Raw genomic sequence first — 21762 nt, 5'->3', positions numbered from 1 at the left:
CCGCCACGCCGGCTGGCGCAGCTCGATCGTGCGCATCCCCGGCATCTATGCCGAGGACAGGTTGCCGCTGGCCCGCCTGACCAAAGGCACGCCGGCGCTGGCGCCGCAGGACGATGTCTATACCAACCACATCCATGCCTTTGACCTGGCTCGCACCATGGTGGCGGCGCTGTTCCGCGGCCGGCCCCAGCGGGTGGTGCACGCCAGCGACGATTCCGAGATGCGCATGGCTGACTATTTCGACCTGGTGGCCGACCGCCGCGGCCTGCCGCGCCCGCCACGCCTGAGCCGCGCGCAGTTGCGCGAGGCGGTCGAGCCCACCTTGCTCAGCTTCATGAGCGAATCGCGGCGGCTGGAAAATGCCCGCCTCAAACGCGAGCTGCGCCTGCGCCTGCGTTATCCCACCGTGGCGTCGTTCTTCGACGCCTGAACGAAGCCGGGGCTGCGGCCCCGCGCGTCTCTCCGCCCGGTGGGATGTCTCCGGCACTTCCGCGGGCGGTGCCTTCGAAGTCTATGTGGCACGTCGTTTGCATAGATGTTGCCGCTCGATCCTGTATAGACAGCAAGTGATGTCCCGTTGACGGAAAGACACCGCTTTGGTGCGCCCGGTGTGCCTTATCCAGGCACTCGCGCCCTGCGAGGGTGCGCCCGGCGCATGACGCGGAGTAGTGTTTTCCCTAGGTGTGTGGCCGATTCGCGGCCTGCCGCGCATCAAGTGCCGGCAACGCCAATTCCGCCTGCGGCCTCGGGTTAACTACTGCATTGACTTGTATATACAGGGTTGCTAAATTGCCTGGCAAATGACCGGCGCCGCAAGTACGGCGCCGCCCGAGCCGGGCGATCCGGCCGCCGCCAATGCCGGCGCGGTCCCGTTCGCATCACACCAAAGGAGCCAGGAAGATGGGATTTCGTATCCGTAGCGGTAAGTCGCTAGCCGCCGCCGTTGCAGCAGTCGCCACGCTGAGTGCCGCCGGCGCCGCCCAGGCGCAAGCCACCCAGGTCACGCTGGGCATGAGCGGGTGGACCGGTTTCGCGCCGCTGACGCTGGCCGACAAGGCCGGCATCTTCAAGAAACACGGTGTCGACGTCGACATCAAGATGATTCCGCAGAAGGACCGTCACCTGGCGCTCGCCTCCGGCGCGATCCAGTGCGCGGCCACCACGGTCGAGACCCACGTGGCCTGGAACGCCAACGGCGTGCCCATCACCCAGATCGTGCAGCTGGACAAGTCCTACGGTGCCGACGGCCTGGCCGTGCGCGGCGACGTCAAGGGCTTCGCGGACCTCAAGGGCAAGACCGTCGGCGTGGATGCGCCGGGCACCGCGCCGTACTTCGGCCTGGCCTGGATGCTCAAGAAGAACGGCATGACCCTGAAGGACGTCAAGACCACCACGCTGTCGCCGCAGGCGGCCGCGCAGGCCTTTATCTCCGGCCAGAACGATGCCGCGATGACGTATGAGCCGTACCTGTCGTCCGTGCGCCAGAACCCGGACAAGGGCAAGATCCTCGCCACCACGCTCGACTACCCGATGGTGATGGACACCCTGGGCTGCGCGCCCAAGTGGCTCAAGGACAATCCCAAGGCCGCGCAAGCGCTGGTGGACAGCTACTTCGAAGCGCTCGACATGATCAAGCAGGACCCGGCCAAGGCCAACGACATCATGGGCGCGGCGGTCAAGCAAAGCGGCGAGCAGTTCGCCAAGTCGTCCGCCTACCTGCGCTGGCAGGATCGCGAAGCCAACCGCAAGTTCTTCGGCGGCGAGCTGGCCAGCTTCAGCAAGGAAGCGGCGCAGGTGCTGCTGGAAATCGGCGTGATCCGCCAGGTGCCGGACGTTACGGCCCTGTACGACGCGCGCTTCATCAAGTAACGAGGTTGGTGCCATGACGCAGGTTCACATTGGTTCGCCCGCGGCGAATCCCGCTACAAAGCCCGCTCCCGCCGCGGCGAATCCGGCGGCCGCGCGCCGCCATCCGTGGCTCGCGCCGCTGACACCCGTCTCGCAGCAGGCGCGCTGGGTGCTGGGGCTGGGGTTCTTCGTGCTGTTCTTCGGCGTGTGGGCGGCGGTGACCCTCGGCGGCATGGTGCCGCGCACCTTCCTGGCCGATCCGATGACCATGGCGCGCGAAGGCGTGCTGCTGTTCACCGAGTACAACTTCATCGGCGACATCGGCATGACCGTGTGGCGCGTGCTGGGCGGCTTCGTGCTGGCCGCCGCGCTGGCTGTGCCGCTGGGCATCTTCATGGGCGCGTACAAGGCGGCGGAGGCGTTCTTCGAGCCCTTCGTCTCGTTCTGCCGCTACCTGCCGGCCTCGGCCTTCATCCCGCTGCTGATCCTGTGGGCCGGCATCGGCGAGGCGCAGAAGGTGCTGGTGATCTTTATCGGCTCGTTCTTCCAGATCGTGCTGATGGTGGCGGTGACGGTGGGCGGCGCGCGGCGCGACCTGGTGGAGGCGGCCTACACGCTGGGCGCCAACAGCAGCGGCATCGTGCGGCGCGTGCTGATTCCCGGCGCCGCGCCGGAGATCGCCGAGATCCTGCGCCTGGTGCTGGGCTGGGCCTGGACCTATGTGATCGTGGCCGAGCTGATCGGCTCGTCTTCCGGCATCGGCCACATGATCACCGACAGCCAGGCGCTGCTCAACACCGGGCAGATCATCTTCGGCATCATCGTGATCGGCTGTATCGGCCTGGTCTCCGACCTGGCTTTCAAGCTGGCCAACCAGCGCCTGTTCCCGTGGAGTTCAATCAAATGAGCGCGCTGTCCATCCAGCAGGTCTCGCGTACCTTCGTCAATCCGCGCGGCGGCCAGACCCTGGCCTTGCAGCCTACCGATTTCGAGGTGGCGGACAACGACTTCGTCACCATCCTCGGTCCCTCGGGCTGCGGCAAGTCCACGCTGCTGCGCATCGTCGCCGGGCTGGATACGCCCACCACCGGGCGCGTGCTGCTGGACGGCCAGGAAGTCACCGGCCCCGGCGCGGAGCGCGGCATGGTGTTCCAGTCGTACACGCTGTTCCCGTGGCTGACCATCGAGCAGAACGTACGCTTTGGCCTGCGCGAGCGCGGCATGAGCGAGGCGGAGCAGCGCGAGCGCAGCGATTTCTTTATCCAGCGCGTGGGCCTGCGCGGCTTCGAGCACCATTTCCCCAAGCAGCTCTCGGGGGGCATGCAGCAGCGCACGGCCATTGCCCGGGCACTGGCCAACGACCCCAAGATCCTGCTGCTGGACGAGCCCTTCGGCGCGCTCGACAACCAGACCCGCGTGCTGATGCAGGAACTGCTGCTGGGCATCTGGGAAGCCTCCCGCAAGACGGTGCTGTTCGTCACGCACGATATCGACGAGGCCATCTTCATGGCCAACCGCGTGGCGGTGTTCTCGGCGCGGCCTGGCCGCATCAAGCGCACCATCGATGTGGACTTCCCGCATCCGCGCCATTACACGATCAAGACCTCGCCGGAGTTCTCGGAACTCAAGGCGGTACTGACCGAGGAAATCCGCGCAGAGGCCATGGCCTCCGCCGAGCACTGAGTTGCAAGCCAAGCCATGAAAGCTGCCACCGCCAACCGCCGGGGTGTTCCCGATGCCACTCCCGCCGCGCTTTACCAGCAGGTGAAGGAGTACATCGCGCGCAATATCCAGAGCCGCGCGTGGCAGCCGGGCGACCGCGTGCCGTCCGAGCAGGAACTGGTGACCCGCTTCGGCGTGTCGCGCATGACGGTGAACCGCGCGCTGCGCGAGCTGGCCGAGCAGGGCAGGGTGGTCCGGGTGGCCGGCGTGGGCACGTTCGTGGCCGAGCACAAGCCGCAGTCGACGCTGCTCAGCGTGGTCAACCTGCAGGACGAGATCCGCATGCGTGGCCACGACTACGCCTGCGACGTCATGGTGGTGGAACGCGTGGCGGCCTCCATCGAAGTGGCCGCCGCGCTGGACCTGCGCACCGGCGAGTCGGTGTTCCACTCGGTGTGCGTGCACCGCGAGGACGGCGTGCCGGTGCAACTGGAAGACCGCTACGTCAACCCGCGCGTGGCGCCGGACTTTATCAACCAGGATTTCGTCGCGGTGAAGCCCGGCGAATACCTGCTGCGCCATGTGCCTTACGACCAGATCGAGCACGTGGTCGACGCGATTGCCGCCACGCCCGAGCAGGCCGCGCAACTGGAAATGCCCGGCAGCCAGCCGTGCCTGCTGCTGACCCGCCGCACCTGGACCGGCGGCACGCCCGTTACCTTTGTACGTTGCCTGCACCCCGGCAACCGTTACCGCCTCGGCAGCCGATTCCGCGCCGATGGCAACCCGGCCTTCGGCTGAGCCCAGCCGTCCGCCGTTAATTTTCCAGATACCCAGCCAACTCACGACCCCAGCTGTATAGACAGGGACATACAAATGAGCGCCACCCAAGCCACCCAAGCCTCCCGCCCGCTGCTGACCTTGCAGCCCGGCTCCGTCACCCTGGCCGACCTGCGCCGCATCCATCGCGGCGAAGTGCGCCTGGCGATGGATGAATGCGCCTGGGCCGGCGTGCGCGCGTCCCAGGCTACCGTGCAGGACATCATCGACGCCGATGCCGTGGTCTACGGCATCAACACCGGTTTCGGCAAGCTGGCCCAGACGCRCATCCCGCACGACAAGCTGGCCGAGCTGCAGCGCAACCTGGTGCTGTCGCACAGCGTGGGCACCGGCGCCGACCTGGACGCCGACACCGTGCGCCTGATCCTGGCGATCAAGGCCGTGAGCCTGGCGCGCGGCCATTCGGGCATCCGCCCCGAGATCATCGAGGCACTGCTGGCGCTGGCCAACTCCGGCGTCACGCCGTGCATTCCCGCCAAGGGCTCGGTGGGCGCGTCGGGCGATCTCGCGCCGCTGGCGCATATGTCGTGCACGCTGATCGGCGTGGGCGATGTGATGATCGACGGCGTGCGCCGCCCGGCTGCCGAAGGCCTGGCCCATGCCGGGCTGGCGCCGTTTACGCTCGGCCCCAAGGAAGGGCTGGCGCTGCTCAACGGCACCCAGGTTTCCACCGCGCTGGCGCTGGCCGGCCTGTTCGCCGCCGAGGACATCTTCGCCGCGGGACTGGTGGCGGGCGCCTTGTCGCTGGAAGCCATCAAGGGCTCGGTCAAGCCGTTCGACGCCCGCATCCACGCCGCGCGCGGCCAGGCCGGGCAGATCGCCGTGGCCGGCGCCGTGCGCGCGCTGCTCGACGGCAGCAAGATCGTGGATTCGCATGTGACCTGCGGCCGCGTGCAGGATCCGTACTCTATCCGCTGCCAGCCGCAGGTGATGGGCGCCTGCCTGGACAACCTGCAACACGCCGCGCGCGTGCTGCAGATCGAGGCCAATGCCGCGTCGGACAATCCGCTGGTGTTCCCGGAGCAAGGCGACGTGATCTCGGGCGGCAACTTCCACGCCGAGCCGGTGGCATTCGCCGCTGACATCATCGCGCTTGCCATCGCCGAGATCGGCGCGATCTCCGAGCGCCGCCTCGCGCTGCTGCTCGATWCCGGSCTGTCCGGCCTRCCGCCGTTCCTGGTGCGCGAYGGCGGYCTSMAYTCCGGYTTCATGATCGCGCAGGTSACSGCSGCCGCGCTGGCCTCCGAGAACAAGTCGCTGGCACACCCCGCCAGCGTGGATAGCTTGCCTACGTCGGCCAACCAGGAGGACCATGTGTCGATGGCCACCTATGGCGCGCGCCGCCTGGGCGATATGGCGGAGAACACCGCCGTGGTGGTCGGCATCGAAGCCATGGCCGCCGCGCAGGGCATCGAGTTCCATCGTCCGCTGGAGTCCTCGCCGCTGATCGAGATCGAGATCGCGCGCATTCGCGAGCGCGTGGCCTTCGTGGAAGGCGACCGCTACTTCGCGCCGGATATCGAGGCGATGAAGCAGTGGGTGAAGCAAGGCGATGCGGGTGCTGGCTGGCCCGAGTCGGTACGCCAGGTGCTGCCGTCGCAGGCCGGCGTGGCTTGATGCGCGCGCAACGTCCCATACGCAGGCCGAACCGCTGAACTGAACACGCAGGAGAACCCCACATGAACGCCAACGAACACCAATTCACCAAAGCGGCACCCCTGCGCGGCCGGCGCGAAATCCGCGCGCCGCGCGGCACCGAGCTGCACTGCAAGAACTGGCTGATCGAAGCCGCCTACCGCATGATCCAGAACAACCTCGATCCCGACGTGGCCGAGCGCCCGCAGGACCTCGTGGTGTACGGCGGCATCGGCAAGGCGGCGCGCAACTGGGAATGCTTCGACGCCATCCTCGACAGCCTGCGCAACCTGGGTGAAGAGGAATCGCTGCTGGTCCAGTCGGGCAAGCCGGTGGGCGTGTTCCGCACCCACGCGGACGCGCCGCGCGTGCTGATCGCCAACTCCAACCTGGTGCCGCACTGGGCCACCTGGGACAAGTTCAACGAGCTGGATCGCGCCGGCCTGATGATGTACGGCCAGATGACCGCCGGCTCGTGGATCTATATCGGCACGCAAGGCATCGTGCAGGGCACCTTCGAGACCTTYGTCGARGCCGGCCGCCAGCACTACAACAACGATCTCTCCGGCAAATGGATCCTCACCGCCGGCCTGGGCGGCATGGGMGGCGCGCAGACGCTGGCCGGCGTGCTGGCCGGCGCTTGCGTGCTGGCGATCGAATGCCAGGAGTCACGCATCGACTTCCGCCTGCGCACGCGCTACGTCGACAAGAAGGCGACCACCATCGACGAAGCTCTGGCCATGATCGAAGAGGCCACGCGCAACAAGCAGGCCATCTCGGTCGGGCTGCTCGGCAACGCCGCCGAGATCATGCCGGAACTGGTGAAGCGCGCGCAGGCCGGTGGCATGCGCCCGGACATCGTCACCGACCAGACCTCGGCGCACGACCTGGTCAACGGCTACCTGCCGGCGGGCTGGACCGTGGCGCAGTGGGAAGCCGCGCGCACGGCCGATCCGAAGTCCGTCGAGGCAGCGGCCAGGACCTCCATCGTCGGGCACGTGCAGGCCATGCTGGCCTTCCAGCAGATGGGCGTGCCCACGCTGGACTACGGAAACAACATCCGTCAGGTCGCCTTTGACGAAGGCGTGGCCAATGCCTTCGATTTCCCGGGGTTTGTGCCCGCGTATATCCGCCCGCTGTTCTGCCGCGGCAAGGGCCCGTTCCGCTGGGTCGCGCTGTCGGGCGACCCCGAGGACATCTACAAGACCGATGCCAAGATGAAGGAGCTGTTCCCCGAAGACCATCACCTGCACCGCTGGCTCGACATGGCGCGCGACCGCATCGCCTTCCAGGGCCTGCCCGCGCGCATCTGCTGGGTGGGGCTGGACGAGCGCCACCGCGCCGGCCTGGCCTTCAACGAGATGGTGAAGAACGGCGAGCTGAAGGCGCCCGTGGTGATCGGCCGCGACCACCTGGATTGCGGCTCGGTCGCCAGCCCCAACCGCGAGACCGAAGCCATGCGCGACGGCTCCGATGCGGTGTCCGACTGGCCGCTGCTCAACGCGCTGCTCAACACGGCGGGCGGCGCCACCTGGGTCAGCCTGCATCATGGCGGCGGCGTGGGCATGGGCTTCTCGCAGCATTCCGGCGTAGTGATCGTCTGCGATGGCACCGACGCCGCGGCGAAACGTATCGAGCGCGTGCTCTGGAACGACCCCGCCACCGGCGTGATGCGCCATGCCGATGCCGGCTACGAAAGCGCTATCGAATGCGCGCACGAGAAGGGCCTGAACCTGCCGATGGTGCCAAAGGCGACAGGGGCATGAGCGGCGCAATGGAAGGCCCGCGCGGCCTGGAGTATTTCTCGCTCGGCGCCCTGCCTGCGCAGCCCTGGAAAAACGGCGGCGGCGTCACGCGCGAGATCGCGGCGTGGCCGCCGGGCGCCGGCATGGACGCCTTTCAGTGGCGCGTGAGCGTGGCCGATATCGCCGCCGATGGCCCGTTTTCCGCCTTCCCCGGCATCGACCGCCAGATCGCGCTGCTCGATGGCGCGGGCGTTCGCTTGCTGGCGGACGATGGCAGTTTCGACCATCGCCTGGATACCGTGGGCGAGCCGTTCGCCTTTGCCGGCGAGCGCGGCGTGCAGGCGACACTGCTGGATGGCGCCACGCGCGACTTCAATGTGATGACGCGGCGCGGCGCCTGCCGCGCGAGCATCGTAGCGGCGCGCCGCGAATTCACGATTCCCCCCGGCGCGCATGTTGTGCTGCTGTTTGTCATTGAGGGTGCATGGCGCCACGGCATCGCCGGCCAAGGCGGGCAGGCCGTGCTGGCCAGCGACGACGGCATGTTGTTCGCCGAAGGCGTGGCGGCGCCGTATCGCCTGCAGGCGATGTCCGAGCCGGCGCTCTGCCTGTGCGTCACCCTGGAAATGGAGAACCCGTAATGAACCTGACCCCGGCGCAGGCCGCCGCTTCCTCCTCGTCCGCCGACGGCGTCTGGCATCGCTGCCACCTGCTGCCCGACGGCGATCCCGCCAGGGCGATCCGCGACGCGGCACTGGTCGTGCAACAGGGCCGCATTGCCTGGCTGGGCCCGCTGGCCGAACTGCCGCGGGACTACGCCGCGCTGCCGCGCTTCGATGCGGGTAATGCGTGGATCACGCCGGGCCTGGTCGACTGCCACACCCACCTGGTGTACGGCGGCCAGCGCGCCGATGAGTTCGCCATGCGCCTGGCTGGCGCCGGCTACGAAGAAATCGCCCGCGCCGGCGGCGGCATCGTGTCCACCGTGCGCGCCACGCGCGCCGCCGACGAGGATACCCTGTTCGCGCTAGCCGCCGCGCGCCTCGCGCCGCTGCTGGCCGAGGGCGTGACCACGCTGGAGATCAAGTCCGGCTATGGCCTTGACCTCGCCAGCGAGCGCAAGCAGTTGCGCGTGGCGCGCCGCCTCGGCGAAGCCTTCGGCGTAACGGTGCACACCACGTTCCTCGGCGCGCACGCGTTGCCGCCGGAGTACGCGGGCCGCGCCGACGACTACATCGCGCTGGTGTGCGACACCATGATGCCGGCGCTGGCCGAGGAAGGCCTGGTCGATGCCGTCGATGCCTTCTGCGAATCCGTCGGCTTCAGCCTGGCGCAGACCGAGCGCGTCTTCCAGGCGGCCGAGCGCCTTGGCCTGCGCGTCAAGCTGCACGCCGAGCAGCTCAGCAACCTGGGGGGCAGTGCGCTGGCAGCGCGCCACCATGCGCTGTYGGCCGATCACCTGGAGCATCTCGACGAAGCCGGCGTGATGGCGATGGCCGAGTCCGGCACGGTGGCGGTCCTGCTGCCGGGCGCCTATTATTTCCTGCGTGACACCACGCTGCCGCCGATCGGACTGCTGCGCCGGCATGGCGTGCCGATGGCCATTTCCACCGATCACAATCCCGGTACCTCGCCCGTCACTTCGCTGCTGCTGATGATGAATATGGCGTGCACCCTGTTCAGGCTGACCGTGCCCGAAGTCCTGGAGGGCGTCACCACGCACGCCGCGCGCGCGCTGGGCGCGGCGGACCGCCACGGCTTGCTGGCTGCCGGACGCGCGGCCGATTTCGTCCTGTGGCAAGTCGACTCGCCGGCGGAGCTGGCTTACTGGTTCGGCCGCAACCCGGCTGCCGCCGTGGTGCGGCAGGGCAAGATCTATCCCGCTGTCGCGCCGGCGCAAGGAGCCCGGCCATGAGCGCCGGCAGCCTGTTTGCCGCGCAGGCCTTGCTGCCCACGGGCTGGGCCAGCGATGTCCTGCTGGCCTGGGACGATGCCGGCGCCTTCACCACGGTGCAGGCCGGCGCGGTGCCGGCGGCGGATGTGCCGCGCGCCGCGGGCCCCTTGCTGCCGGGCATGCCCAACCTGCATTCGCACGCCTTCCAGCGCGGCTTTGCCGGCCTGACCGAATACCGCAGCGAGACGCTGGCCGACGGCCAGGAGAGCGACTCCTTCTGGAGCTGGCGCAAGCTGATGTACCGCTTCGCGCTGCGGCTCTCGCCCGATACGCTCGAAGCCATCGCCACGCAGCTCTATATCGAGATGCTGCGCGCCGGCTACACCAGCGTGTGCGAATTCCACTACGTGCATCACGATCCGGACGGCAAGCCCTACGCCGATCCCGCCGAGATGTCGCTGCGCCTGCTGCGCGCCGCGCAAAACGCCGGCATCGGCATCACGCTGCTGCCGGTGCTGTACCAGACCGCCGGCTTCGGCGACAAGCCCGCGCTCGCCGAGCAGCGCCGTTTCCTGCACGAAACCGACGCCATGCTCGCCTTGCTCGGACGCCTGGCCCCGCAATGCCACGGCCAGGCGCGGCTAGGGCTGGCACCGCATTCGCTGCGGGCGGTGCCGCCGCAAAGCCTTGCCAATGCCGTGGCAGGCCTGCACGCGCTGGATGCGCAGGCGCCCGTGCATATCCATATCGCCGAGCAGCAGCGCGAAGTGGACGAGTGCATCACGCTCACGGGCACGCGCCCGGTGGCGTGGCTGCTCGACCATGCCGAGGTGGATGCGCGCTGGTGCCTGGTGCACGCCACTCACCTGGACTGGGACGAACGGCGGCGCCTTGCGCACAGCGGCGCGGTGGCAGGCATTTGTCCCACCACCGAGGCCAACCTTGGCGACGGCGTCTTCGATGCCGCGCCCTACCTGGGGCAGGGCGGCGTCTGGGGCATCGGCTCGGACAGCCATGCCAGCGTGAGCGTGGCGGAGGAACTGCGGCTGTTCGAGTACGGCCAGCGCCTCGCGCTGCAAAAACGCAATGTGCTGGCGTCGGACGCGCACAAGCAGGTGGCCGATCGTCTCTACCTTGACGCCGCCGCCGGCGGTGCGCGCGCCTCGGGCCGGCCCGTCGGCGCGCTGGCGCCCGGACAGCAGGCGGATTTCGTGGTGCTCGACGGCGCGCATCCGGCGCTGGCCGGCTTGTCCGGCAGCCAGGCGCTGGCGGTGCATGTGTTCACCAACCACGGACATGAGACACTAGCGGAAGTCCGCACGGCGGGCCGGACGCGCGTGCTGCATGGCGCGCACGCCTTGCAGGCCCAGGCCGGCAAGGGCTTCGCCGCGGCGCGCGCAAGCCTGCTGACCGACTGACCCCGGCGTTGGACGCGGCCTGATGCTTGACGATACAAGCTTCAGGCCGCGCCGATGCGCAACTGCACCTGCACCTTCACGTTGCAAACCAAAAACATGTCTTTCTCGACCGATACCCCCGCTTTCACCCTGCATCGCGGCACGCGCCCGCTGCTGGTGTCGATGCCGCACGTAGGCACCCACCTGCCGGCCTCCGTGTCCGACCGGCTGACCGCCGAGGCGCGCACCGTGCCCGATACCGACTGGCACCTGGAACGCCTCTACGATTTCGCGCGCGAACTCGGCGCCTCCATCCTGGTGGCCACGCACTCGCGCTACGTGGTGGACCTGAACCGCCCGCCCGATAACGCCAACCTGTATCCCGGCCAGGACACCACCGGCCTGTGCCCGGTCGATACCTTCGACAAGACGCCGGTCTACGCCGACGGCAGCTTGCCCGCCGACGACGAGATCGCCGCCCGCCGCGACGCCATCTGGCGCCCGTACCACGACGCGCTGGCCGGAGAACTGGCCCGCCTGCGCGCCGCGCACGGCACCGCGGCGCTGTGGGACGCGCATTCGATCCGCTCGGTGCTGCCGCGCTTCTTCGAAGGCAAGCTGACCGATTTCAACCTTGGCACGGCCAACGGCGCGAGCTGCGACGCCGAGCTGGCCAACCAGCTGCTGGACATCGCCAGCGCCTTGCCGGGCTATACCTCGGTGCTCAACGGGCGTTTCAAGGGCGGCTACATCACGCGCCAGTACGGCGCGCCGGCACAGGGCGTGCAGGCCGTGCAGCTTGAGCTGACGCAGTCGGCCTACATGAGCGAGACCTATCCCTTCGCCTACGACGAGGCACGGGCCACGCGCATCCAGCCCGCGCTGAAGACGATGCTGGAAACCGTACTGGGCTACGTGGAAGCACGCTAAGCCAGCCGCTCGGAGTGCCTGACGCGACCCGCGGCGCCAACAGCGCCACGGGTCGCGTTTTCACATCCGCGTCCCTACAACAACGAATCCGCCAGCCGGCAAAGGTTCTGCCAGGTGCGCGTATGCAGCGGCCGCTGCTGCCACACGGCGCGCACCACCGGCTCGCTGCTGGCCAGGTAGCGCCGCTGGATCTCCCGCATGCGCGCCACCACCTCGCGGTCGTAGATCACCAGCGCGGCCTCCGCGTTGAGCGCGAAGGAGCGGATATCCATATTGGTCGATCCCACCATCGCCACCTCGTCGTCGATGGTCACATGCTTGGCATGCAGGAAGGCCGGCCGGTACAAGTGGATCTGCACGCCCGCGTCCAGCAGTACGCCAAAGTAGGCTTCCTGCGCGGCCTGCGTGAAGCGCTGGTCGATGCGCTGCGACAACACCAGGTGCACGTCAACGCCGCGGTAGCAGGCCAGTTGCAGCGCCTGCAGGAAGGCTTCGTCGGGCACGAAGTAGGGCGTGGTGATGACCACCTCGCTGCGCGCGTGGTGGATCATGCTGATCAGCGCCATCTGCGCGTTCTGCGTACCGTAGCCGGGGCCGCTGGGCAGCATCTGCGCGACGTKCGGGCCTTGCTCTTCCATGGGCGGGAAGCTGTCGATGCCAAAGTTGCTGTCGCCTGTTTCCAGGTAGCGGTCGGCCAGGAATACCGCTTGCAGCTCCGAGACCACCGGCCCCGTCACGCGTGCCACCAGTTCTTCATTGGGCAGGCCGGGCATCGACTCGGCGTCGATCACGTTCTGTGAGCCGATGTAGCCGATGCTGCCGTCCACCACCAGGATCTTGCGGTGATTGCGGAGGTCGAAGCGTGCGCTCTTGCCCTTGAGCACGGCCATCAGCGAGCGCATCGGCAGGGCCTGCACCACCTCCACGCCTGCCTCGCGCAGCGTGTCCGCAAACGCGCGCCAACCGGCGCGCGCTCCCAGCGCGTCCACCAGCAAACTGCAGCGCACGCCCCGCGCGTTCGCCCGCAGCAGGGCGTCGGTAAAGGCGCGTCCGGTGGCGTCGGCGGCGTAGATGTAAACCAGCAGGTGGACATGGTGCCGGGCGCCGTCGATATCGGCGATCATCGCGGCTACCGTGGCATCGTAGTCATCGAGCAGCGCCACGGCATTGCCTCGCATCGGCGAGTGGGAGCCGAGCCGCTCGATCAGGCCGGCCGCACCGGCGGCAACCGTGGCAGGCAGCGGCTGCAGGGGGGCGAAGCGCGCCACCCGGTCCCGCACGCTCGCGATGCCCAGGTTGATGCGCGCCAGTTTGATGCGGCGGGACTTGGGATAGTAGATGCGGCCGAACAGCGCGTAGAGCAACAATCCCAGCCACGGCAGGAAGAAAATCAGCAGCAGCCAGGTGCGTGCCGCCGCCGGGGCGCGGCGTTGCGGCACATAGACCAGCATGGCCAGGCGGATCGCCCATTCGGCCAGCATGAAGACCGACGGCCACCACCACGACAGGTCGGCCGGCATGGCGCCCGGCAGCCAGTCGAACCAGGCAGCGGGGAGGAAGGTGGCGGGCAAGGAAGCAGGCATGCGGCTCGGTGGCGGCGGACGGTGGATTGCGGACCGCCCACGATACCAGAGCCACGCGGCGCTTCGACGCCGGCGGCATGCCGGTCCGTGTTCAAGACGCCGCGGGCCGATGCCGGACAACGCCGGCACCGGCCCGCGGCAACGTGCCGGCGGTGGCTTACTTCTTCGTCACGTCCTTGCGCGCCGTGCTGCCGGTGGCCTCGTTGTACCGCTCCACATATTCCTCGAACAGCTTGCGGATCGAGCGGCCGATCTTCACGTAGTCCGATTCATTGAGGTTGGCCAGCGATACGCGGCCGGACGGATGGCGCGTGCCGAAGCCGCGTCCCGGCAGCAGCACCACGCCCGCCTCCTCGGCCAGCCGGAAYAGCAGCTCCGCCGGCTCGGCGGAGTTGAGCACCCATTTGACGAACTCCGGCCCGATGGCCTTGCCGCCGAGCTGCTCGATATCGAGCAGCGTGTAGTAGTCCACGGCGTTGGGATCGTCGTTGTCCGGCGCAATGCCGATCTCTCGGTACAGCGCGGCCTTGCGGCTGCGGATCAGGCGCTTCATCGCCGCCTTGTACTCGTCGTGCGTGTCCATCAGCGAGAACAGCGAGAACAGCACCATCTGCACCTGCTGCGGCGTGGACAGGCCGGCGGTGTGGTTCAGCGCCACGGTGCGGCTGTCGGCGACCAGGCGATCGATGAACTTGAGCTTGTCCGGCTCGGTGGTGATGGAGTTGTAGCGCTTGTGCAGCTGGTCGCGCTGCGGCTTCGGCAGCCCGGCGATCTGCGCGTCGAAGATATTGTCCTGGTGCGTGGCGATGACACCGAGCCGCCAGCCGGTCGCGCCGAAGTACTTCGAGAACGAGTACACCAGGATCGTGTTCTTCGGGCACATCGCGAACAGCGAGACGAAATTGTCGGCAAAGGTGCCGTACACATCGTCGGTCAGGATGATCAGGTCCGGCCGCTCCTCGACGATCGAGGCCAGGTACTCCAGGCTCTCGTCGCTCATGCGCACCGACGGCGGATTGCTCGGGTTCACCAGGAAGAACGCCTTGACCTTGGGGTCGCGCAGCTTGTCGAGCTCCTTGTTCGAATACTGCCAGCGGTTCTGCGGGTCGGCGTCGATGGACAGTTCCAGCAACTGGTAGTCGTTGAGCTCCGGGATCTCGATATACGGCGTGAAGATCGGCATGCCAAGCGCGATCGTGTCGCCGGCCTTGAGCAGGTGGTTCTCGCGGATGGTGTTGAACAGGTAGGTCATCGCGGCCGTGCCGCCCTCGACCGCGAACAGGTCAAACTTGCCCGTGAAAGGATGGCTGCCGATCATCTCCTTGCGGATGTATTGCGCAACGATCTTCTCGGACAGCTTGAGCATGCGGTCCGGCACCGGGTAATTGCAGGCGAGGATGCCTTCGCACATCTCGTACAGGAAGTCGCCCGCATCCAGCCCGAGCTGGTCGCGCACATAGGACACGGCGCCGGCGAGGAACTTCACGCCGGAGGTCTCGGACTGCTCGCGCGCGAACAGGTTGAAACGCTCTTCGATCCCCGCACGGCGCGGAAAGCCGCCGACGCCCTCGGGCATGTAGGAGAACGAGCGCTCGGATTCGCGCATGGCGAACAGGCCGAGCTGCCAGAAGGCATGGCGCGGCACGGTCGCCAGGAAGTTCGGGTTGCCGCGCCCGGCATTGAGCATCATGCGATCCGCGTCGCTGCTGGCGAGCTTGATCAGCTCGTCCTTGAGCTCGAAGGGCGACAGGTTCGCCAGCTTGGAAAGGTCAGGTTTGGTCATGACATGCTCCAGGGGTAAGGCTTGTTGGAGGAGACCCGGTCCGGCCGGGCCGGGTCCGGGAATACAAATGCGCGTTTGCGCGAGGGGGTGGCCGCCAGCGTCAAGGCGAGCCGCGCTAGACCAGGCCGACCACCAGGGGACCGAGCAAGGTCAGCAGCACATTGGCCAGGGCGTAGGTGATGGCGAAGGGCACCGTCGGCACCGGGCTTTCCGCCTTGTCCAGGATGCCGCCGAAGGCCGGGTTGGCGCTGCGCGAGCCCGACAGCGCGCCGGCCAGCAGCGCCGCGTTGTCGTACTTGAGCACGTAGCGCCCGAACAGCATGGTGAGGAACAGCGGCAGCAGCGTCACCACGGCGCCCAGCAGGAAGATGGTCAGCCCGCTTTGCTTGAGCGTGGTCACCGCCTGCAGCCCGGAGTTGATGCCGACGATGGCCACGAAGGCCGCCAGCCCGAAGTCCTTGAGCAACTGGCAGGCCGCCGTCGGCATGGCGCCATACATCGGATGCTTGGACCGCGCCCAGCCGAATACCAGGCCGGACAACAGCGCGCCACCGCCGGAACCCAGGGTCAGCGGGATCGAGCCCACGCGCCATACCAGCAGGCCGATCAAGAGGCCCACCAGCACGCCGGCGCCGAAGTAGACGAAGTCCGTCTTCTCGCTCGGCACCAGTTCATAGCCGGCGGTCTTGACCGCGCGGGCGGTGTCGTCGGGCGTGCCGTAGAAGGTGAGGATGTCGCCGTGCTGGAGCTTCAGGTCGGGCAGGATCGGCAGCGSRTGGTCGTAGCGCTCGATATGCTCGATATACACGCCGTGCCGCTGGTCGCGCTCCACCATGCCGACGATCTCGGCGATGGACTTGTTGTTCATGTCCTTGTGCGTGAACACCGCGCGGCGCGTCTGCATCACCACGCCCATGCCTTCGGCGTCGGCCACTTCCTCGCCGATCATCTGCGCGGTGGGCACCATCGCGTCGCGCCGGCCCACCATCAGGACCAGGTCGTCGGCCTGCAGCACCAGGTCCTGCCTGACCTCGACCGGCTTGCCGCCGCGCATCACCTTCTCGACCGTGACGAGGTCCGCGCCCTTGGTCTCGATCGCCGCCACGGTCTTGCCGGCGGCGCCGGTTACGCGAAACACGCGGCCCACCAGGCGCGGCAGCGCGCCACGCTGGCCCGGGCCAAACTGCGGCGTGCCGCCGTGCATGGCCAGCTCGACCTTCTTGGCGTCGGTCTTGAGGTCCGTCTTCATGAAGCGCGGCAGGATGTTCACGCACACGATGATGGCGCCCAGCGAGCCGAACACATAGGTCACGGCATAGCCGATCGCCACGTTGGACTGCAGCAGCTTCACCTGGTCGGGCGGCAGCCCCAGCTTGGTGATGGCGTCGCCCGCCGTACCGATGATGGCCGACTGCGTCATGCCGCCGGCGGCCAGGCCGGCGGCCAGCCCCTTGTCGATATGGAACAGCTTGGYGAGGATCACCACCGTGGCCAGCCCCACCACCGCCATGAAGATCGCCATCGCGATCTCGCGCAGCGAGCTGCGGTTGAGTGAGTTGAAGAACTGCGGCCCGCTCTCGTAGCCCACGGCATAGATAAACACCGCGAACATCACCGCCTTGACGCCGTTGTCGATCTCCACGCCGACCTGGCTGATGACCACCGCGGCCAGCAGCGAGCCGGCCACGCCGCCGAGCTGGAAACGCCCGAAGGTGATCTTGCCGATCGCGTAGCCGACCGCCAGCGACAGGAACAACGCCGCCTCAGGGGACTTCTGGAAGATGCTGTGCAACCACTCCATGCTTTACTCCTGCTGCGTGATGGATAAATGGATCAGGCGATGCGCTCAAACGAGCGTGCTGCCCGGGCGCCGATGGCGGTCACGGGCCGGTGCGCAATCAATGCGCCAGTGCGCCGGCCACGGCGACCGCGATGGGTCCCATCAATGGCAGCAGCACGTTGGAAATGGCGTAAGTGATGGTGTAGCCAACCACCGGCGTGCTGTTGCCGGCTGCATTGGTCAGCGCCATGATGGCGGGCGTACTGCATTGCTGTCCGGCCACCGCRCCGAGCAGGATCGGGGCTTCGATCTTCAGCCACCAGTGGCCGATCAGCAGCGACAGCGACGCCGGCACGATCGAGATCAGCACGCCCGCAACGGGCAGCGCCAGGCCATAGGTCTTCACCAGCTTGATGGCGTCCGGTCCGGCGGACAGGCCCACCGCCGCGATAAAGGTGGCCAGCCCGAAATCCTTCAGGATCTCCGCCGCCGACGAGGGCAGCGAGCCCATCAGCGGCACGCGCGCACGCAGCCAGCCGAATGCCAGGCCCGCTACCAGGCAACCGCCGCCGGTGCCCAGCGTCAACTCCGCGCCGCCAAGCTGCAGCCTCAGGCTGCCCAGCAACATGCCCAGCAGCACGCCGACGCCGAGAAACACAAAATCGGTCTTGATGGTGGGCACGACGCGGTAGCCCAGTTCCGGCACTACCCGGTCCACGGCCTCGGAGGGGCCGCTCAGGCTCAGCACGTCGCCACGCTCCAGCACGGTATTGGGCAACGGCGGGATCGGGCGCCCGACGCGGCTGATGGCGTCGATGTACACGCCGCGGCCCATGCCGACATCCGCCATGCCGCGCAACGAGGCCAGCGTGACGCCACTGATCTCGCGCCGCGTGAGCAGCACGTCCTGCTCGGTCTGCACCACCGTGTCCATGCCGGCTTCCCCGGCCGCTTCCGGCGCCTCGGGCAGCTCGATGCCCACCGCCCGCGCGAACGGCACCATGGCGTCGCGGCGGCCATACGCCAGCACCACGTCACCGGCCCGCAGCACCTCATYGGGCGTTGGCTTGAAGGTATGAGCGTCGCGCCGGATGCGCCGGATCGTCACGCCCAGCGCCACTGCCTTCTCCGCCGCCAGCACGGTCTGCCCGGCCGCCGCGCGCACTTCCAGCACGCGGCCCACCAGGCGCGGCAGCGCGCTGTACTGGCGCGCGCCCATGTCGGACTCGCCGCCGAGCCTTTGCCAGAGCGCCGCTGCCGACTCGCGCAGGTTGATGCGCAACAGCCACGGTGCCAGCTGGCTGGTGAACAGCACGATGGTGATCAGCCCGAACAGGTAGGTCACGCTGTAGGCGGTGACGATATTGGTCTGCAGCTCGCGTATCCGTTCGGGGGACAGGCCCAGCCTGCCGATGGCCTCGGAGGCCGTGCCGATCACCGCAGATTCCGTCGCCGCGCCGGCCAGCAGGCCCGCCGCGGTGCCCTGGTCCAGGTTCAGCACCACCACCGCCAGCGCCATCAGCGCCAGCACCACGGCCACTTCCACCAGCGACAGCAGGCCAATGCGCCAGCTGCGGGTGACGTTGGCAAAGAACTGCGGGCCGCCGGTGAAGCCCAGGGCGAAGATGAACAAGGCGAAGAAGACGTTGCGCACGTCGGTGTCGATGCGCGCCCCGGTTTGCCCGATCACCAGCGCGGCAATCAGCGTGCCGCAGATGCCGCCGAGCTGGAACGGCCCGATCTTGATCGAACCCACCGCATGTCCCACGGCCAGCGCCAGGAACAAGGCGATCTCGGGTTGCGTTGCAAGCAGGTGGACGATGGTTTCCATGGCGCGGCAGCGGCTCTGCAGAGAAATCACTGGGCCCACGGGGCGCCCGCGCAGCGGGGCCGCGGCAAGAGCTTCTGGCCGCGATCCTTCCCGGCGGGCGCCGCGCAGATTTGGCGTGGGCCATTATCACTGCCACAACTTGGGGCGCGTGCTGAAAGCTTTTGTTTGTGATTTAAGCAGCGGCGTCAACATGCGCTGGGGCGGCCTCGAGCCATGTGGTACGCGGTGCGGAGCCGTGGGAGGCGAGGGCCAGCAATTGGGGGGATTGGTCGACGCAGCCGCATAATCGCGCCGCAACTTTCATCAAATCGCGAGCGATCCGGCCCTACAGTGGCGGCATTCCATCCACGATGCGGCGCGCCACCGCGCCGGGAGATGCCTATGCTGTCCGTACTGACTTTCGGCCTGACGCCGCTGGCCGCCGCCGCCGCCCTGGGCACGGAGCGCGCAGGCCGCAACTTGCTGGTGCAGGGGGGGTGCCTGGCCCTGCTGGCTGCCGACTGGGCGCAGGCGGGCGATGCCGCACTGCCGCAGCGCATGCTGTTCCCTGGCCTGGGAGAAGTGCTGTCCGTGTGGGGCCCGCTGGCTTTCGCCGGCTTGTTTGGCTGGGTGTTGCGCACTGCGCGTGCGCTATGATCGCGCATCGCGAGCCGGCTCGTTTGCGCCCGTCCCGCCGCCACGACCGGCTTCGCACCCGAGATCACCAAAACCAAGGCTATGTCCGCACGCGCTGAGCCGGCGGATTGCCCGCGCAACCCGTCATGAAGCACATCCCGCCGATCCCGCTGCTGCTCGCCTTCGATGCCGTGGCGCGCCTGCGGAGCTTTCACCGGGCTGCCGAAGAACTCAGCGTGGCCCACAGCACGGTGAGCCATCGCATCCGCGAGCTCGAACAACGCTGCGGCGTGGCCCTGTTCGCGCGCACCACGCGCATCGTGACGCCCACGCCCGAGGCTGAACGCCTGCTCGGGCCGGTCCGGCAAGCACTCTCCACGCTGGGCGAAGCCTTCGGCCCGGCGGCCGATCCGCGCACGGTGCGCGTCAGCGTGCTGCCTTCATTCGCCCGCTTTCGCGTGGTGCCCGCGCTGGCGGAATTCCAGCGCAGCCATCCCCGGATCGCCATCGCGCTGGACCCCACCAGCCAGATGATCGTGCCCCGTCATGGCGAGGCCGACATCGCACTGCGCTTTGCCCGGGCCAGGCCGGTTGAGCCGCATCTCGACCTGGGCCATGACGAGTGGTTTCCGGTGGCGGCGCCGTCCTACCTCGCCACGCTCAGGCAGCGTGCGCTGCCCAGGCTGTTCGGCGAAGCCATGCTCCTGTCGCACAGCCGCCATGCCTGGGAGCCGTGGTTCCGCGAGGCCGGGCTGCCCATGCCGCGCAGCCCTCGCGTGACTACCTTTACCGATACCGGTCTGATGCTGGACGCCGCCATGCGCGGGCAAGGCATTGCCTACGGGCGTCGCTCGCTGCTGCTGCACCTGCTCAAGTCCGGGCAACTGGTGCGGCTGTCGCCGGTTAGCTTGTCATCGGCGCATTCGTACTACTTGATGGCATCCGAGCGGTTCGAGACCTCGCCGGACGTCCGGGTGGTGCATGCGTGGATCAAGGAACTGGTGGCGCAGCCGTAAGGCAGCGCGCTCACTTGCCTCTGCCATGACTCCCGCCGCCCAGCGGATCGGCGATGATCATGGTCTGCTGCAACACGCCGTTGTCGTCGAAGTAGCAACTGAAGTGGGCCGGCAGGTTGGCGTCCTTGTACATACGATAGGACCAGGCTTCCCGCTTCATCAGCGGGTAATACTGAATCGGGACCCGAGGCTTGCCGAAGTGCTCTTCAATGTCGCGCTTGGTCCAGACGCCGATCTGCGCCTGGTAGATCTCTTTTTCCGTCAGCATCTGACGGAAGCTGCTGAGTTTGCCACTGGCATCGAAATCTGCCGTGTAGACAAAGAAGCCAAGCGGCTGCCGGGAATAGATCCAGCGCGTGGTGCCGTCAGCCAGGCGGTAGACCTCGGCAGGTGCGCCAAAGGCATCGCGCACGCTGCTCTCCGGGCTTCCGACCAACTTGCTCCCGGTCTGCTCGGGCTGCAAGGTGGCACAGGCGCAAGCCATGATGGCGGCCGCGCAAATCAAACCGGCCAGGCGCTGTTGCATGACAGTTCTCCCGCATTCTCGCGCCGGCGCTCCCAGGGTAATCTGCCTCTGCCGGGCGGCGCGTTCGGGCATGGTGCCCAATCACAGCATAGTCGAGGGACCTGCCAAACCGTGTAGCGACAGGCAGGCGAATCGGCAATTTTCCGCCGGCTCGGGAGCACGCGTTGTCATTGGGACAAAGCCCATGCGCGTACTACCATCAGTGCAGAGCGCGACGCGAACGGCTGAAGAACGAATGGGCCGGGACACCAATGGGGCGGGAGTCACTACCGGAGGTGTCCGGCGGACGCAGGCGCCGCGCCGCAGACAACCAGGAGCCACCGATGTCCATCCCTCATCTATCCTCCGGCCAGATCGCCAGCGTGCTGCCCCTGGGCGCGCGCCTTGAGCAGACGCCCACCACGGCACTCTTCAAGGAGAGCCGCCTGGAAGTCATGCGCCTGGTGCTGGCCGCCGGCAAACGGATGCCGGCCCATGCGGTAGCCGGGCCGGTCACCATGCAATGCCTGGAAGGCGAAGTGGATGTCGGCGTGGACGGTGGCCACCGGCTGCTGCGCCAGGGCGATCTCGTCTATCTGGCTTCCGGCGTGAAGCATGATGTGACGGCGATCAGCAACGCCTCCGTGCTGGTGACCATCGTGCTGCTGGATCGGGCCGGGGCGTAGTCGCCTTGGCGG

At 67.8% G+C, this 21762-nt stretch carries 19 protein-coding genes; 14 read left to right on the top strand and 5 right to left on the bottom strand.

All coding sequences use genetic code 11. The features are described from left to right. The 11 genes from AC1DKD_RS01625 to hutG all read left to right on the top strand — a co-directional run. Positions 1-430 (top strand): Rossmann-fold NAD(P)-binding domain-containing protein (locus AC1DKD_RS01625; protein WP_477142859.1); only part of this gene is annotated, 430 nt, incomplete at its 5' end. Between the two features lie 470 nt (positions 431-900). After that, entirely contained in the window at positions 901-1869 is a 969-nt protein-coding gene (locus tag AC1DKD_RS01620) for an ABC transporter substrate-binding protein (protein WP_441635369.1), read from the top strand. Between the two features lie 13 nt (positions 1870-1882). Beyond that, positions 1883-2755, top strand: coding sequence for an ABC transporter permease (locus AC1DKD_RS01615; protein WP_035867335.1), 873 nt, complete (start codon positions 1883-1885; stop codon positions 2753-2755). Next, entirely contained in the window at positions 2752-3531 is a 780-nt protein-coding gene (locus tag AC1DKD_RS01610; protein ID WP_045237654.1) for an ABC transporter ATP-binding protein, read from the top strand. The genes AC1DKD_RS01615 and AC1DKD_RS01610 overlap by 4 nt, the downstream gene beginning before the upstream one ends. 15 nt (positions 3532-3546) lie before the next feature. Beyond that, on the top strand, positions 3547-4311 hold the full coding sequence (gene hutC, locus AC1DKD_RS01605; RefSeq protein WP_045237655.1) for a histidine utilization repressor: 765 nt from the start codon (positions 3547-3549) through the stop codon (positions 4309-4311). 75 nt (positions 4312-4386) lie between these two features. Continuing rightward, the gene (gene hutH, locus AC1DKD_RS01600) at positions 4387-5967 is read left to right on the top strand and encodes a histidine ammonia-lyase (protein ID WP_477142858.1); all 1581 of its coding nucleotides are present in this window, start codon (positions 4387-4389) and stop codon (positions 5965-5967) included. Positions 5968-6029: 62 nt separating this feature from the next. Beyond that, a complete protein-coding gene (gene hutU / locus AC1DKD_RS01595; RefSeq protein ID WP_477102531.1) occupies positions 6030-7751 on the top strand; it encodes a urocanate hydratase in 1722 nt (573 codons plus the stop codon). Further along, entirely contained in the window at positions 7748-8371 is a 624-nt protein-coding gene (locus AC1DKD_RS01590; protein ID WP_441635362.1) for a HutD/Ves family protein, read from the top strand. The genes hutU and AC1DKD_RS01590 overlap by 4 nt, the downstream gene beginning before the upstream one ends. Continuing rightward, positions 8371-9645: an imidazolonepropionase gene (hutI, locus tag AC1DKD_RS01585; RefSeq protein ID WP_477142857.1), complete on the top strand. Its 1275-nt coding sequence runs from the start codon at positions 8371-8373 to the stop codon at positions 9643-9645. Before AC1DKD_RS01590 ends, hutI begins: the two co-directional genes overlap by 1 nt. Next, entirely contained in the window at positions 9642-11042 is a 1401-nt protein-coding gene (locus AC1DKD_RS01580; RefSeq protein ID WP_441635358.1) for a formimidoylglutamate deiminase, read from the top strand. Before hutI ends, AC1DKD_RS01580 begins: the two co-directional genes overlap by 4 nt. A gap of 96 nt (positions 11043-11138) precedes the next feature. Continuing rightward, entirely contained in the window at positions 11139-11951 is an 813-nt protein-coding gene (gene hutG, locus AC1DKD_RS01575) for an N-formylglutamate deformylase (protein WP_441635356.1), read from the top strand. 74 nt (positions 11952-12025) lie between these two features. On the opposite strand, the gene cls is transcribed toward hutG, so the two are convergent. The 4 genes from cls to aspT (AC1DKD_RS01555) form a co-directional block, all read right to left on the bottom strand. Beyond that, on the bottom strand, positions 12026-13534 hold the full coding sequence (gene cls, locus AC1DKD_RS01570; protein ID WP_477142856.1) for a cardiolipin synthase: 1509 nt from the start codon (positions 13532-13534) through the stop codon (positions 12026-12028). 157 nt (positions 13535-13691) lie between these two features. Further along, entirely contained in the window at positions 13692-15317 is a 1626-nt protein-coding gene (locus AC1DKD_RS01565) for a bifunctional aspartate transaminase/aspartate 4-decarboxylase (protein ID WP_477102532.1), read from the bottom strand. Positions 15318-15432: 115 nt separating this feature from the next. Continuing rightward, a complete protein-coding gene (gene aspT, locus AC1DKD_RS01560) occupies positions 15433-17118 on the bottom strand; it encodes an aspartate-alanine antiporter (RefSeq protein WP_477142855.1) in 1686 nt (561 codons plus the stop codon). 97 nt (positions 17119-17215) lie between these two features. Then, positions 17216-18928, bottom strand: coding sequence for an aspartate-alanine antiporter (gene aspT, locus AC1DKD_RS01555; protein WP_477142854.1), 1713 nt, complete (start codon positions 18926-18928; stop codon positions 17216-17218). 381 nt (positions 18929-19309) lie between these two features. Between aspT (AC1DKD_RS01555) and AC1DKD_RS01550 the strand changes: the two genes are divergently transcribed. Continuing rightward, the gene (locus tag AC1DKD_RS01550; protein ID WP_441635346.1) at positions 19310-19564 is read left to right on the top strand and encodes a hypothetical protein; all 255 of its coding nucleotides are present in this window, start codon (positions 19310-19312) and stop codon (positions 19562-19564) included. A gap of 125 nt (positions 19565-19689) precedes the next feature. After that, on the top strand, positions 19690-20559 hold the full coding sequence (locus AC1DKD_RS01545) for a LysR substrate-binding domain-containing protein (protein WP_441635344.1): 870 nt from the start codon (positions 19690-19692) through the stop codon (positions 20557-20559). Positions 20560-20569: 10 nt separating this feature from the next. Here AC1DKD_RS01545 and AC1DKD_RS01540 read toward each other — a convergent pair whose 3' ends face one another. Further along, positions 20570-21085: a hypothetical protein gene (locus AC1DKD_RS01540; RefSeq protein WP_441635342.1), complete on the bottom strand. Its 516-nt coding sequence runs from the start codon at positions 21083-21085 to the stop codon at positions 20570-20572. Between the two features lie 323 nt (positions 21086-21408). Here AC1DKD_RS01540 and AC1DKD_RS01535 point away from each other — a divergent pair, with 323 nt between their 5' ends. After that, on the top strand, positions 21409-21750 hold the full coding sequence (locus AC1DKD_RS01535) for a cupin domain-containing protein (protein ID WP_035867302.1): 342 nt from the start codon (positions 21409-21411) through the stop codon (positions 21748-21750). Positions 21751-21762 lie beyond the last annotated feature (12 nt).

This window comes from Cupriavidus sp. 05T313 (genome assembly GCF_056396665.1).
The sequence above is the reverse complement of the archived record's forward strand: the minus strand, read 5'-3'. Positions and strand labels throughout refer to the sequence as shown.